The sequence below is a fragment of the Ancylobacter sp. GW821-FHT10E12 genome, assembly GCF_058809335.1.
In genome coordinates, this window is record NZ_JBXASN010000007.1 from 200,697 (window position 1) to 214,284 (window position 13,588).

The 13,588-nt window shown below is 69.6% G+C and carries 13 protein-coding genes; all 13 read right to left on the reverse strand.

What is annotated here, in order from left to right; translation table 11 throughout:
• Window positions 1-26: 26 nt before the first annotated feature.
• The gene (locus AC1RU4_RS11635; protein ID WP_492891351.1) at window positions 27-1,463 is read right to left on the reverse strand and encodes a sensor histidine kinase; all 1,437 of its coding nucleotides are present in this window, start codon (window positions 1,461-1,463) and stop codon (window positions 27-29) included.
• A complete protein-coding gene (locus AC1RU4_RS11640) occupies window positions 1,447-2,127 on the reverse strand; it encodes a winged helix-turn-helix domain-containing protein (RefSeq protein WP_492891251.1) in 681 nt (226 codons plus the stop codon). The genes AC1RU4_RS11635 and AC1RU4_RS11640 overlap by 17 nt, the downstream gene beginning before the upstream one ends.
• A gap of 284 nt (window positions 2,128-2,411) precedes the next feature.
• The gene (locus AC1RU4_RS11645; RefSeq protein WP_492891252.1) at window positions 2,412-3,986 is read right to left on the reverse strand and encodes a Do family serine endopeptidase; all 1,575 of its coding nucleotides are present in this window, start codon (window positions 3,984-3,986) and stop codon (window positions 2,412-2,414) included.
• A gap of 112 nt (window positions 3,987-4,098) precedes the next feature.
• Entirely contained in the window at window positions 4,099-4,572 is a 474-nt protein-coding gene (locus AC1RU4_RS11650; protein WP_492891253.1) for a cytochrome c-type biogenesis protein, read from the reverse strand.
• Window positions 4,569-6,572: a heme lyase CcmF/NrfE family subunit gene (locus AC1RU4_RS11655; protein WP_492891254.1), complete on the reverse strand. Its 2,004-nt coding sequence runs from the start codon at window positions 6,570-6,572 to the stop codon at window positions 4,569-4,571. The genes AC1RU4_RS11650 and AC1RU4_RS11655 overlap by 4 nt, the downstream gene beginning before the upstream one ends.
• The gene (gene ccmE / locus AC1RU4_RS11660; protein WP_492891255.1) at window positions 6,569-7,039 is read right to left on the reverse strand and encodes a cytochrome c maturation protein CcmE; all 471 of its coding nucleotides are present in this window, start codon (window positions 7,037-7,039) and stop codon (window positions 6,569-6,571) included. The genes AC1RU4_RS11655 and ccmE overlap by 4 nt, the downstream gene beginning before the upstream one ends.
• 18 nt (window positions 7,040-7,057) lie before the next feature.
• Window positions 7,058-8,203, reverse strand: a complete 1,146-nt coding sequence (ccmI, locus tag AC1RU4_RS11665) for a c-type cytochrome biogenesis protein CcmI (protein WP_492891256.1) — start codon at window positions 8,201-8,203, stop codon at window positions 7,058-7,060.
• A 171-nt stretch (window positions 8,204-8,374) separates the two neighbouring features.
• Window positions 8,375-8,842, reverse strand: a complete 468-nt coding sequence (locus tag AC1RU4_RS11670) for an RT0821/Lpp0805 family surface protein (protein WP_492891257.1) — start codon at window positions 8,840-8,842, stop codon at window positions 8,375-8,377.
• Window positions 8,843-8,925: 83 nt separating this feature from the next.
• Window positions 8,926-10,311: an ATP-binding protein gene (locus AC1RU4_RS11675; protein ID WP_492891258.1), complete on the reverse strand. Its 1,386-nt coding sequence runs from the start codon at window positions 10,309-10,311 to the stop codon at window positions 8,926-8,928.
• The gene (locus AC1RU4_RS11680; protein ID WP_492891259.1) at window positions 10,311-10,982 is read right to left on the reverse strand and encodes a response regulator transcription factor; all 672 of its coding nucleotides are present in this window, start codon (window positions 10,980-10,982) and stop codon (window positions 10,311-10,313) included. The genes AC1RU4_RS11675 and AC1RU4_RS11680 overlap by 1 nt, the downstream gene beginning before the upstream one ends.
• A gap of 120 nt (window positions 10,983-11,102) precedes the next feature.
• The gene (locus AC1RU4_RS11685; RefSeq protein ID WP_492891260.1) at window positions 11,103-11,804 is read right to left on the reverse strand and encodes a lysozyme; all 702 of its coding nucleotides are present in this window, start codon (window positions 11,802-11,804) and stop codon (window positions 11,103-11,105) included.
• 73 nt (window positions 11,805-11,877) lie between these two features.
• Window positions 11,878-13,272 carry an SGNH/GDSL hydrolase family protein gene (locus AC1RU4_RS11690; protein ID WP_492891261.1) on the reverse strand — a complete coding sequence of 465 codons (1,395 nt, stop codon included), beginning with the start codon at window positions 13,270-13,272 and terminating at the stop codon, window positions 11,878-11,880.
• A complete protein-coding gene (locus AC1RU4_RS11695; protein WP_492891262.1) occupies window positions 13,272-13,439 on the reverse strand; it encodes a hypothetical protein in 168 nt (55 codons plus the stop codon). Before AC1RU4_RS11695 ends, AC1RU4_RS11690 begins: the two co-directional genes overlap by 1 nt.
• Window positions 13,440-13,588 lie beyond the last annotated feature (149 nt).

Consider the following 13,588-nt stretch of genomic DNA (forward strand, 5'->3'; position numbering starts at 1 on the left):
CTGCCCACCCTATAGGCAAACAATTGTCAAAGTGCTGCCTCGGCGGGTGAAACGGCCGGCAGATCGACGTCCTTCTCCACATCGGCCGGCAGCTCGATCACCACCCGCAGGCCCGGCTCGTTGTCCTCAAGGCGGATCGCCCCGCCGTGAAGATGCACCACCGCCGCCACCAGCGACAGGCCGAGCCCGGATCCGGGGCGCGTGCGGCTCGCCTCCAGCCGGACGAAGCGCTGCAGCACATTGGCGCGTTCCTCCGGCGGGATGCCGGCGCCGCCATCGGCAACCACGAGGCGCACGGTGTCGCCGTCGCGGCTGCCGGCAACGGTGATGCGGCCGCGCCGGCCCGGCACATCAGGCGCGCCGTATTTGATCGCATTGTCGACGAGGTTCGACATTGCCTGCCCGAGCAGTTCGCGCACGCCGCGCACCACCAGCGGGCCGTCGATCGCCACGTCGAGATCGAGCCCCTGCTCGTCGGCAAGCGGCTCGTAAAGCTCGGCGACGCCGGTCGCGGTCTCGGCGAGGTCGACCGGCTGCATCGCGATGCCGCCCTGCCCGGCCTCGACGCGGGCGATCATCAGCAATGCGTCGAAGGTGCGGATCAACTCGTCGGACTCATCGATGGTCTGCTCGGTCGCCGCCCGCCATTCCGCATCGCCGCCGGCGGTGCGCAGCGCGTCCTCGGCACGGTTGCGCAGGCGCGTGAGCGGCGTCTTGAGATCGTGGGCGATGTTGTCGGAGACCTGCTTGAGACCGACCATCAACGCCTCGATCCGCTCCAGCATGGCGTTGAGACTCAGCGCAAGCCGGTCGAATTCGTCGCCGGTGCCCGCGACCGACAACCGGCCAGAGAGGTTACCGGCCATGATGCTCTCGGAGGTCGCCGTCATCTGGTCGATGCGCTTCAGCACCCGCCGCGTCACGAACAGGCCGCCGGCGACGCCCAGCACCACCAGCAGCACAAGACCCCAGACCACCGGCCCGATGATGATCTTGCGCAGTTCCTCGCGCTCGACGATGTCGCGGCCGATCAGCAGCCGGAACTCGCCCGGCAGGTAGACGACATGTACCAGCGCCCGGCTCGGCGGCCTGCCGGCCTCGTCGGATCGCAGATAGTCGATCTCCCGCCAGCCCTCTTCCGACAGGAAATTGAGCGGCAGGTTCAGGACGTTGCCGGCCACGGGCTCGCCATTGAAGCTGGTCAGCAGCAACAGGCCGGCATCGGGCGCGCGCGCCCGGCGGTTCACCACCTGCACGAGGCGCGAAATGCCGCCGCGCTCGAACTGGGCCTTCATGAAGTCGGTGTCGGCCTGGATCGATTCGCTGGCCTGCCGGGTCACGAGGCGCTGGGTGTGCCAGCCGAGATAGCCGATCAGCGAGCCGGCGAACACCGCGAACACAATGAGATAAGCGGCGATCAGCTTGAACGCCGTGGTGCGGAGCAGCCTACCGAGCGATGTCACGAACGACATATCCAGCCCCGCGCACCGTATGGAGAAGCGGCGGATCGAACCCCTTGTCGATCTTGGAGCGCAGCCGCGAGACATGGACGTCGATCACGTTGGTCTGCGGATCAAAGTGATAATCCCAGACATTTTCGAGCAGCATGGTGCGCGTCACCACCTGCCCGGCATGGCGCATGAGATATTCGAGCAGCCGGAACTCGCGCGGCTGCAGCACGATCTCCTGCCCGGCGCGGGTGACGCGATGCGCCAGCCGGTCGAGCTCGAGATCGGCGACGCGGTACACCGTGTCGGTGGCCTGCGGGCCGCCGCGCCGGGCCAGCGCCTCGACGCGGGCCAGCAGCTCGGAAAAGGCATAGGGCTTGGGGAGATAGTCGTCGCCGCCGGCGCGCAGCCCGGTCACCCGGTCGTCGACCTGGCCGAGGGCGGAGAGGATCAGCGCCGGGGTGGCGTCGCCGCGCCCACGCAGCTCGGTGATCACCGACAGGCCGTCGCGGCGCGGCAGCATGCGGTCGACCACCAGCACGTCGTAGCCGCCGTCGAGCGCCAGGGCGAGCCCCTCCTCACCGTCTCCCGCGATATCGACGATGTGGCCGGCCTCGCGAAACGCCTTGCGCAGGTAGTCGGCAGCGGAACGATCGTCTTCGACGATAAGCAGACGCATGATGAAGTCTTCAGCGGAGGGGCCGCCGGCCATCGAGGCGTCGGCGCCGCCCGCGGGGCGCACCGGCGACCGAAGGGAATCGGCGGCGGAAGTCGGTCTGGTCATGATGTACGGCATAATCGGCCTCCCGCCTATCGTTGAGGCACCCGCGCAGGGCCTTGAAACGACAGGCGCGGGAGCCCTTTCGGACCCCCGCGCCATCGGACCGGCTGCAGCCCAAGGGGCGACGGAGCGGACCGCAACCGGAACCGATCGAATTCGATCGGCTGATGCAGGCGGCCGGATCAGCCGCGCTGCTGGCCAAGCGAGATGGCGACGAAGCGCGTGCCCTGCTCGGACTTCACCCGCATCAGCACCGCCTTGCGGTTGTCCTTGCGGGCATCCTGCAGGCCGGCACGCACGTCGGCCGGGGTGGAGACCGGCTTGCCGCCGACGTCGAGGATGACGTCGCCCGCCTTGATGCCACGCTCGGCGGCCGGACCGTTCGGGTCGACCTCGGTCACCACGACGCCCAGGTCGCCGGCGCCGGCGACGCCCTTGGCGGGAGCCAGCGACAGGCCGAGGCGCGGGCCGTTGCGGTCGCCCTTCTCCTGCTCGCCGCCCTTCTGGTCGTTGGAGGCGACGTCGGTGGGCAGCTGCTCCAGGGTCACCGACACGGTGATCGGCTTGCCGTCGCGCAGCACGCTCAGCTTCACGCTGGCGCCCGGCTTCATCTTGCCGATCTCACGCGACATCTCGCGGGATTCCTTGATCTCCTGCCCGTCGATGGCAGTGACGAGATCGCCCGCCTTCAGGCCGGCCTTCTCGCCCGGCGTGCCCGGCTGCACCTGGGCGATCAGCGCGCCCTGCGCATCCTTCAGGCCGAGCGCGTCGGCGACGTCCTCGCTCACCGGCTGGATCTGGACGCCGACATAGCCGCGCGCCACCGTTCCACCGTTCTTGAGAGCGTCCACGACTTCCGACACCGTCTCCGACGGGATCGCAAACGCGATGCCGACATTGCCGCCCGAAGGCGAGACGATGGCGGTGTTGACGCCGATGACTTCGCCATTGAGGCCGAAGGTCGGGCCGCCCGAATTGCCGCGGTTGATCGGCGCGTCGATCTGGATGAAGTCGTCATAGGGACCCGAGCCGATGTCGCGGCCGCGGGCGGAGACGATGCCGGCGGTCACGGTGCCGCCGAGGCCGAACGGGTTGCCGACAGCCACCACCCAGTCGCCGACACGCGGCGGGGCCGCGGCGAGCTTCACCCAGGGGAAATTGTCCTTGCCGTCGACCTTCAGCAGCGCCACGTCGGTGCGCGGGTCGGTGCCGATCACCCTGGCGGTATAGGTCTTGCCGTCGGTCAGGGTCACGTCGACTTCGCTGGCGTCGTCGACGACGTGATTATTGGTCACGACATAGCCGTCGGCCGAGATGAAGAAGCCCGAACCCTGGCCGACCACGCGGCCATGGCCCTTCGGTCCGGCGCCGGGACCGCGATCCGGCCCCATGCCGGGGCCGCCCTGGCCGCCGGGGCCGAAGCCGAAGCGACGCATGAAGCGCTCGATCTGCGGCGGCACGCCCTGCTGCGGGCCGGCCTCGTCGTCGTTCATCGCCATCTCGTCCGGCGCGTCCTTCTTCACCTTCACGCTCACCACGGCGGGCGAGACCTTCTCGACGATGTCGGCGAAGGAGAAGGTGTTGGTCGGCTGGTTGGTGGTGATCTGGGCGAAGGCGGGCGTCACGACGTCCGGTGCCAGGAAAGCGCCGACGGCACCGCCGGCCAGCGCCAGCGTGAAGACGCCGGCCAGCAGACGGTTGCGGCTCTTGCGCAGGGTGGAGGTCTTGTTGGATTCGGAAAGCGCGTTGCGCGACATATGTCAGTCCTCGTTCATCGACCTTCGCTACCTCCCGCAGGAGGCTTGAACGAGAACCTAGGGGCCGTCGCCTTAACGCAGGCTGGCGGGGACGTTACACTTTGGTAATGCGCTAGTTTTCCTGATCGAGCAGATCGTCGAGCCGCTTCTGTTCATCCGGCGTCAGGGCCGCAACGGCAGCCGGGGTGCCGTTCCGCCGCCGCGAGCGCAACCAGATGGCCATCCCGCCGCCGATCAGGATCAGGAACGGCGCGGTCCACAGGATGACGTTCGCCCCGTGCCAGCTTGGGCGCAGCAGCACGAACTCGCCATAGCGGGCAACGAGGAAATCCAGCACCGCCCGGTCGTCGTCGCCGGCCTTGACCCGCTCGCGCACCAGGAGGCGCAGGTCCTTGGCGAGCGGCGCATCGGAATCGTCGATCGACTGGTTCTGGCAGACCATGCAGCGCAATTCGCGCGACAGCGCCCGCGCCCGCGCCTCCTGCGCCGGATCCGGCAGCACCTCGTCCGGCTGCACGGCATGCAGCGGCCCGGCGGCCGCCAGAAGCAGCGCCGAAGCGACGAGCAGGGTTCGCGCGCGTCTCATTCCGCCGCCACCGGCGTCGAGCCCGGCTTGGCGGCGGCCGCCATCCGACGCGCCGGCTTCGGCGCCCCGACGCGCAGGCGCCGGTCGCTCAGCGACAGCACGCCGCCCAGCGCCATGATCAGCGCGCCGATCCAGATCAGCGTCACGAAGGGCTTCCAATAGGCGCGCACCGCCAGCCCCCCGCCCGGCAATTCGTCGCCGAGGCTGACATAGAGCTGGCTGAAGCCGATGGTGCGGATACCGGCCTCGGTGGTCGGCATGTTGCGGGCAGCGAACAGGCGCTTGGATGATTCGACGGTGCCGAGGCTCGCTCCGCCGCGCCTTATATCGAACACGCCGACCAGTTCGCTGTAGTTCGGCCCGGTGCGCGGCTCGATGCGGCTGAGCGTCAGTTCGTAGCGCCCGAGCGGGAAGCTGTCGCCGACCTTGGCGCCGACGATCGCCTCCTGGTTCCAGCTGGTCTCGGCGACGATGCCGAACAGGCACACCCCGACCCCGGCATGGGCGAGCGCCCCGCCCATCGCCGCGCGCGGCAATCCCTTGAATCGCGCCCACGCTTTCGCCGCCGGCACCCGGCCGATGCCGGCGCGCTCGGCGATGTCGACCACCGCGCCCAGCGCCACGAAGGCGGCGAGCCCCATGCCGATCGGCGCCAGCGCCGGGCCGCCACCCTGCGCATAGGCGACGATACCGGCGGCCACCAGTCCGAGCAGGAAGGCGAGCGTCAGCCGCTGCGCCACGCCGGCGAGGTCGCCGCGCTTCCAGGCGAGCAGCGGCCCGAACGGCATGGCGAACAGCACCGGCAGCATCAGCGCGCCGACCGTGAGATTGAAATAGGGCGGGCCGACGGTGATCTTCGCCCCCGTCGTCGCCTCCAGCGCCAGCGGATAGAGAGTGCCCACGAATACCGCCGCCGCCGCCGCGGTGAGCAGCAGGTTGTTCAGCACCAGCGCCCCCTCGCGGGAGATCGGCGCGAAGATCCCGCCCTGGCGCAGGCTCGGCGCCCGCAGCGCGAACAGCGTCAGCGAGCCGCCGATGAACAGCACGAGGATGGCGAGGATGAACACGCCGCGCGTCGGGTCGGTGGCGAAGGCGTGGACCGAGGTCAGCACGCCGGAACGCACCAGGAAGGTACCGAGCAGCGACAGCGAGAAGGCGAGGATGGCCAGCAGCACCGTCCACACTTTCAGCGCGTCGCGCTTCTCCATCACCACGGCGGAATGGATCAGCGCGGTGCCGGCGAACCACGGCATCAGCGAGGCATTCTCCACGGGATCCCAGAACCACCAGCCGCCCCAGCCGAGCTCGTAATAGGCCCAGTAGGAGCCCATGGCGATGCCAAGGGTGAGGAAACCCCACGCCGCCAGCGCCCAGGGCCGCACCCAGCGCGCCCAGGCGGCGTCGATGCGCCCGTCGATCAGCGCCGCCACCGCGAAGGCGAACGTCACCGAAAATCCGACATAGCCGAGATAGAGCAGCGGCGGATGGATGGCGAGGCCGATATCCTGCAACACCGGGTTGAGGTCGTTGCCTTCCGCCGGCGCCGGCACCACGCGGGCGAACGGGTTCGACGTCAGCAGCACGAAAGCGACGAAGGCGACGCCGATCGAGCCCTGCACGCCGAGCACGTTCGCCTTCAGCCGCGCCGGAAGGTTGCCGCCGAACAGCGCCACCATTGCGCCGAACAGCGCCAGCACCAGCGCCCAGAGCAGCATCGAGCCCTCATGGTTTCCCCAGGTGCCGGTGATGCGGTAGAGCAGCGGCTTGGCCGAATGCGAGTTCTCGACGACGTTCAGCACCGAGAAGTCGGACTGCACATAGGCGGTCACCAGCACCGCGAAGGCGAGGCCGACAAAGCCGCAGAAGGTGAGCGCCAGCGACGGGCCGACCCGCATCAGCGCCGCATCGCCGGTGCGGGCGCCCCAGATCGGCAGCACGGTCTGCAGGATGGCGACGGCGAGCGCCAGCACGAGCGCGTATTGGCCGATCTCGGGGTTCATTGCACCTTGCCGCCTTGCACCGGGTTGCCGTTCGCGCCTTCCTGCCACAGCCCCTGCTTCTTCAGGGCGTCGGCCACCTCGCGCGGCATGTATTTCTCGTCGTGCTTGGCGAGCACGCTGTCGGCGGAAAAGCTGCCGGGACCCGTGAGCTGGCCTTCGGCGATCACCCCCTGCCCCTCGCGGAACAGGTCCGGCAGCAGGCCGACATAGGCGACGTCGATATCCGCCCCGCCATCGGTGACGGTGAAGCGTACATGCGCATTGTCCTGCCTCACCACGCTGCCGGCCTTCACCAGCCCGCCGAGCCGCAGCCGCGTGCCGGGGGCAGTGTGCTCCCGGGCGATCTCGCTCGGCGAGCGGAAGAACACGATCGTGTCGTTGAGCGCGAACAGCACCAGCCCAGCCGCGACGCCGAGCACGCCGAGGGCGGTGGAAATCAGCACGAGGCGTCGGCCCTTGCGGGTCATTCCATCAGCTCCCCAACCTCAACTGCCAAGCCCGAGCTCACGGGCGAGCGCGTCGATGCGCCCGAGCGCCGGCCCGTCGGCAGCGAACTGCACCCGCGCCCTGGCCGCCGCGTCGCGGGCCTTGTCGCCTTCGCCGAGCACGTTCCAGGCGCGCATCAGCCGCAGCCAGCCATCGAGATCGGTGCCATCCTGCGCAAGGCGCTGCGACAGCCGGTCGACCATGCCGCGCACCATGGCGTTGCGGTCCTCGGCACTCATCTCCTGCGCGGCAGCGACGTCCTGCGCGCTCGGGCCGGGCGCATCGACGGCCGGGGCGGAGGCGGAGGCATTCACCCGCTGCAGCGCCACCGCCAGCATCGGCTGCCATGGCGCATCGGCCGGGGAATCGGCGGCAAGCGCCGACCAGATCGCCGCCGCATCCTGCTTGCGACCGTCCTGCTCGGCGGCGAGGCCGAGGAAATAGCGCGCCTTGGGGCTTTTCGGATCGGCCGCCTGCGCCGCCTCGAAGGCGGCCTTGGCCTGCGCGGTCACCACGCCGCCGGATTGCGCCATCAGCGCCTCGCCGAGCCCGTTCTGCCGCACGGCGTCGGAGCCGTCGAGCCGGATGGCGCTCGACCAGGCGCGCGCGGCGTCCTCGAAACGGCCGAGGCGCATATAGACCGGCGCGATCACCGCGTAGCCGCGCCCGTCATTCGGATTGGCCTCCAGATGCGTCTCGACCTTGCGCACGAGGATGGCGACGTCGGCCTGCTCCGGCCTTGCATCGAGCCGGGCCGCCAATGGCTGGCCGTCGAGCTGCGGCGATCCGAGGGTGAAATAAAGCCCGCCGGCGAAAAGCGGCACCCCGACCAGTGCGATGAGCGCCGCCAGCCGGCGGCGCCGGTCGTCGCCGCCAGCCGCAGCGGCCGGCGCAGCGGCGGCAACGCGCAACATGCGGCGCGCCACCTCGGTGCGCGCGGCCTCACCCTCGGCAACGCCGATCAAGCCGGCGGCGCGGTCGCGCTCGATCTCGGCGAGCTGGTCGCGATAGACGGCAAGGTCGGCCCGCCCGTCCGGCACGGCGACGCCGTCCGACCCGCTGTCGCCCGCGCGCGGACGCAAGGGCCACAGCACCGCCATCACGGCGGCACCGGTCATCAGTGAAATGGCCAACCAAAGCAGCATTAGTATTCCTCTAATGCGCTGAGGTACCCGACGTCGGCACCGACGCCAATCCGTAACAACCTCGGTCCGATCGCCGCAGGCTCACAGTCGCGCGAGCGGCGATGGGTCCGGGAAGCGTCGGCCGGCATCATCCCGGGCGCCGGCCGGCCGCCGCAGATCGGCTGGCTGGCCTCAGCCGGCGACAGGTGACCACGTGCCGTCCGGGTTGCGGCAGGCGGTGCCGCGCGCGGTCTGCGGCTGGCCGTTGATATAGATGGTGTGGGTGAATTCGCGGCAGCGCGGCGAGGGGCCGCGGGCATAGGCCGGGCCGGGCACGATGGTGCCATAGGCGCCGCTGTCGCCGCGCCAGCTCACCGGCGCGCCGGGATTGCCATATTCGAGCGCCTGCATTTCCGCCTGCTGGGCGCGCTGGCGGTCCTGGTCGTCGAGCGCGCTGCCGATGGCGCCACCGATCAGGCCGCCGGCCAGCGCGCCGATGGCGGCACCCGCGACATTGCGCCCGGCGATCGCGCCGATCACGCCCCCGGCCAGAGCGCCCGTCGCGGCGCCGCCGACCATGTTGGGGTTTTCCTGTGTGGCGGTGCAGCCGGCCAGCGTGGCGCCGATCAGCGCAACGGCGACGAAGTGGGTAGCGCGCATCAAGAATCCCTTCCGAAATAACCCCAGACAAGTGTGCGGCGCAGAAAGCGGGAGGATTCGGGCGAAACCGCGGCTTTCCCGCCTCATGCCACCGGTAGTCTCACCACGCAGCGTAATCCGCCGAAGGGCGATCGGTCGAGCACGAAGCTGCCTCCATAGAGACCGACCAGTTCGGACACGATGGACAGGCCCAGCCCGGAGCCCGGCCGCGTCTCGTCGAGCCGGCGCCCGCGCTTCATCGCCTCGAGACGCTGGGTCTCGGTAAGGCCCGGCCCGTCATCGTCGATGACGATCTCGAAGGCGGGACGCCGCCCGGACGCCTCGGGCACCGGCCGCACCCTCACCTCGACCAGCGTGCGCGCCCATTTGCAGCCATTGTCCACGAGATTGCCGACGATCTCCTCGAGATCCTGCCGCTCGCCGCGGAAGCGCGGCGCGCCCTCGATCTCGGTCTCCACGTCGATGCCGCGGGTGCGGTAGACCTTGCCGAGCGTGGCGGTGAGCTTTTCCACCACCGGCCCCACCTCCTCCACCGTGGTGACCACGCTGGCGCGGGCGGCGATGCGGGCGCGCTCGAGGTGATGGGCGACCTGCCCCTTCATCACCTCCGCCTGCTCCTGCACCTTGGCGGCGAGCGCGGCGTCCGGCCCGCCGGCCATCGCCCGCCCGGCCTCGTTCTGCAGCACCGAGATCGGCGTCTTCAGCGCATGGGCGAGGTTGCCGACATGGGTGCGCGCCCGCTCGACGATCTCGCGATTGGTGTCGATCAGCGCGTTGACCTCGGCGGCGAGCGGCGCGACCTCGATCGGGTAGTCGCCCTCCAGCCGGTCGGCGCGGCCTTCGCGCACCGCGGCGAGCGCGGCGAGCATGCGCTTGAGCGGGCGCAGGCCGAACAGCACCTGGAACGCCACCGTCAGCAGGAACACCGTGCCGAGCACCGCCAGCGTCACCGCCAGTGCGGTATCGAAGCCCTCCACCTCATCGTCGATCTCGCTGGCGTCGGCGGCGACCGCGACGGCGTAGCGCCCGTCGTCGCCGAGATCGACGACACGCTCGACGACACGCAGCCGCTGGTCGGCCGGGCCCTTGCCATAGCCCTCGCGCAGCCCGGTGAGGTCGGAATCCGCGCCCTTCTCCACCAGGATGGGCAGCGTGCCCTCCGGCAGCGAGCGCGAGGTCTTCACCTCCTTGGCGGTGCGGTCGAGCCGGGCGATCTGCCAGTACCAGCCGGAGATCGGGAAGGAGAAGATCGGGTCGCCCAGCGTCGTCGGCTCGGGCATCTGGCCGGAGGTGGAATTGGCGACGTCGGCGACGATGGTCTTGAGATAGACGTCGAGCCGCCGGTCGAAGGCGCGCTCCACCGCCTGGCGATAGGCGGAGGACAGCACGAAGCCGGTCACCAGCAGCACCGCCACGATCACCAGCGTGGCGGAGACGAACAGCCGGAGCGCCAGCGAGCGGGTGCGCATCAGCGCGGCGCGTCCGGCACCGCGAGCAGATAGCCGAGCCCGCGCACCGTCTGGATCACGTCGATGCCGAGCTTTTTGCGCAACCTGCCGACGAAGACTTCGATCGTATTGGAATCGCGGTCGAAATCCTGATCGTAGAGATGCTCGACCAACTCGGTGCGCGACACGACACGACCGGAATGGTGCATGAGATAATCGAGCAGCCGGTATTCGTGCGAGGTCAGCTTCACCGCCCGTCCGTCGACCGTCACCCGGCCGGAGCGGGTGTCGAGCATCACCGGCCCGCAGGTCAGTTCGCTGGCGGCATGGCCGGTGGCGCGGCGCAGCAGGGCGCGGATGCGGGCCAGCACCTCCTCCATGTGGAAGGGCTTCGCCACATAGTCGTCGGCGCCGGCGTCGAAGCCCTGCACCTTGTCGCTCCAGCGGTCGCGGGCGGTGAGGATCAGCACCGGCATCTTCCTGCCGTCGCGCCGCCAGGCCTCCAGCACCGAGAGCCCGTCCATCTTCGGCAGGCCGATATCGAGCACCACCGCGTCATAGGGCTCGTTCTCGCCGAGATAATGCCCCTCCTCGCCGTCATGGGCGCGGTCGACGGCATAGCCGGCATCGGTCAGCGCCTCGGTGAGCTGGCGGTTGAGATCGGGATCGTCCTCGACGACGAGCAGACGCACGGGCGGCACCTCCGGAAACGACGAATCGCCGCGAACCCTTGTGGGGTCCGCGGCAATCGTCAGGGAGCATGCCATTGCGGCATCTGATTGTCAGGCGAGGCCCCCTCACGCAGGGGCCCGTCAGGCAAGGCCGGCATCGCTGCGGCTGCGCCTCCACACGCCGTAGAGGGCGATGGCGATGCCGAGCACGGTGAGGCCGACGAACGCATAGGTCAGCAGCTGCGACACCTCGGCGAACGGCGACAGCTGCCGCGCCGCCTCCGACACCGCCGCGCCGGCCGTGCCGAGACCCGCCGCCAGCGTGCCCTTGCCCTCGGGACTCCCGCTCGCCCGCGGCTTCGGCACCGGCTCGACATAGTTCGAGGCGACGAAATCGCCGCGCACCCACAGCCCGCCCTCGGCGGCGCGCCGGTTGGTAAGGCCGGGCAGGACGTTCCCCCCGGCCCGGTTCCATTTCATCAGCTCGCGCGGCACCGCCGCGTGGTCGCCGGCGTTGAGCTTCTTCAACAGCGTCGAGGCGCGGAAATTCTCCGCCCCAACATTGAAGCAGAACGACACCAGCGCCGCGAACTGGTTGTCGGAGAGCGGCACCTTCACCGCCCCCTCCACCGTCGCCTCATACTGCCCGAGGTCGGCGCGCAGGATCGCCTCCGCCTCCGCCTCGGTGAGCCTGAGGCCCTTCCTCACCGCCGGCGGGCCGGCGGCGCCGGTATGGCCGTAGCCAACCGTCCACACTCCCACCGGGTCGCGGTAGGCGGCGAGCCGCCGCCCCTCCCACTGCTTGATCAGCGCGAGGCCGTCCGCATTGATCGTGCGCGGCATCAGGATCTCCCTTGTCTCCAGGAATCAAAAAGCCGCCCGGAGGCGGCGGACGGGTCGGCCATGAAGCGAAATGTCAGGCGAACAGTGCGGTGTTGATCGCGCCGGACGCGGCGACCAGAAGATTGCCCGCCCGGTTCGGGTGGAGACCGTCGCCGGTATATTTGAACGCCGAGCCGTCCACCTTCCACTTGCCGCTGTTGCGGGCGCTCTCGACGGCATCGGCCACGTCGAACACCGCATGGAGCGGATGCGAGCCGTCGCCGGCCCGGCTGGCGCCAGAGGTTCCGATGGCGACCGGCACGCCGGCAAGGATCGGGGCTCCGTCGCGCAGCCAGTCGTTCAGCAACTCGCGGGTGCCGTTGCCCGCGGTCGAGAAGTTGGTGGCCGCGGTCTGGTTGGCCGTCGTCGCCCAGCTGTCGGTCGAGGTGGTCGAGGGCGTGATCGTGGTCTGGAACAGCCGCGAGCCGGCACGCGCCTTCTCGGCTCCGCGCATCCACAGCATGACCATGCGTGCCTTGATGGTCGCGGGATCGGACGCATTGCCGATATCGTTGACGCCGTGCTCGAAGACGATGTTCTTGACGTAGCGGGCGAGCGAGAGCCTGAATTCGTTGCTGCGCGTGACGATGCTGAGGTCGTCGCCGGCCATGCCGGCGTTGATATAGGCGTGGGTGCCGCTGATCGCCCGGCCGATCAGGCCGAAGCCGTCGCCCGCATCGAGGCCGTCGCCGGCACTGTAGCTGTCGCCGGTGCCCTGCACGATGCTGTCGCCGATGCCGAGCACCCCGCCATGGGTGGTGCGGGCGATGATGCCGATCGGCCAGGTGCCGACCGAGCGGGCCGTCGGATCGCTCGGCGTGCCGACGCGCCGCGTGAGGTCGGTGACGCGGGAGGTGGAGCCGGTCGACCCTTCCGACACGTTGCTGTTCTGCGCCAGGTCGATGAACGGATGCCCGGCGCGGCTGAAGGTGGAAATGCGCGTCCAGATCTCGGTGCCGGCCGGCAGGCTGATCGGAACGAAATCCGAGCAGATCTCGCCGCCGGCATCCGCCATTCCCTGCGAATAGTCGTTGAAGGAAAGCTGGACGAGCGTCCCGCTCGGGTATTCGAGCGCCATCGAAAACGCCGTCTGGGCCTGGACGCACGCCTCGAACTTGTCGACGTTGCGGGCCGTGGTCCAGTTCGGCATGCGCACCGCCAGTTCGGTGACATCCGCGCGCAGCGTATGGTGGCACTTGGTGAAGGTGCTCAGGTCGTTCGTGGATTGCTGCGTCGAGATGCGGCAATTGGTGGCGACCTGGCCGTAATATTCGCCCTCGCCGAGCGGGAAATCGCCGACATTGGCCGGCAGGAGTCCCGCCAGCGTACGGATGGCGGAGAGGGACTGCCGTCCCCAATAGCCGTCCGCATCATGGCCGACGAGATGGGTGACCGCGCGCGGCGGCGCGAATTCGATTTCGCCCGACATCAGTTGTTCTTTCCTGACAGGAGGATATGGCTGCCGTCCGGCGCCTTGCCTTTGAGAACGAGAAGCGAGCCGTCCGGCGCCCTGCCGATGAGGAACGGACGGCCGGACGCCGGGCCGGCGCCGTCCCGTTCGGCGAGGCCGACGCCCAGTGCGAGAGAAAGTGTCACCGCGCCCTCCCGCTCAGCGGAGGAACACGACGCCGGCCGCACCGGCGCGGCGGGCGAAGCGGCAGGGACGCGAGAGCCGCGATGCGGCGGCGGGATCGATGTCGCTCATGGACATCTCCTTGTGCGGACGGTGAAACGGGGGAATGGCA

Bases quoted from the DNA above. Each gene is read 5' to 3' on its own strand.
- AC1RU4_RS11640 (WP_492891251.1), bottom strand. From the start codon at position 2,127: ATGCGTCTGCTTATCGTCGAAGACGATCGTTCCGCTGCCGACTACCTG.
- AC1RU4_RS11685 (WP_492891260.1), bottom strand. From the start codon at position 11,804: ATGCCGCGCACGATCAATGCGGACGGCCTCGCGCTGATCAAGCAGTGG.
- ccmI (WP_492891256.1), bottom strand. From the start codon at position 8,203: ATGCTGCTTTGGTTGGCCATTTCACTGATGACCGGTGCCGCCGTGATG.
- AC1RU4_RS11655 (WP_492891254.1), bottom strand. From the start codon at position 6,572: ATGAACCCCGAGATCGGCCAATACGCGCTCGTGCTGGCGCTCGCCGTC.
- AC1RU4_RS11670 (WP_492891257.1), bottom strand. From the start codon at position 8,842: ATGCGCGCTACCCACTTCGTCGCCGTTGCGCTGATCGGCGCCACGCTG.
- AC1RU4_RS11645 (WP_492891252.1), bottom strand. From the start codon at position 3,986: ATGTCGCGCAACGCGCTTTCCGAATCCAACAAGACCTCCACCCTGCGC.
- AC1RU4_RS11690 (WP_492891261.1), bottom strand. From the start codon at position 13,272: ATGTCGGGCGAAATCGAATTCGCGCCGCCGCGCGCGGTCACCCATCTC.
- AC1RU4_RS11675 (WP_492891258.1), bottom strand. From the start codon at position 10,311: ATGCGCACCCGCTCGCTGGCGCTCCGGCTGTTCGTCTCCGCCACGCTG.
- AC1RU4_RS11650 (WP_492891253.1), bottom strand. From the start codon at position 4,572: ATGAGACGCGCGCGAACCCTGCTCGTCGCTTCGGCGCTGCTTCTGGCG.
- ccmE (WP_492891255.1), bottom strand. From the start codon at position 7,039: ATGACCCGCAAGGGCCGACGCCTCGTGCTGATTTCCACCGCCCTCGGC.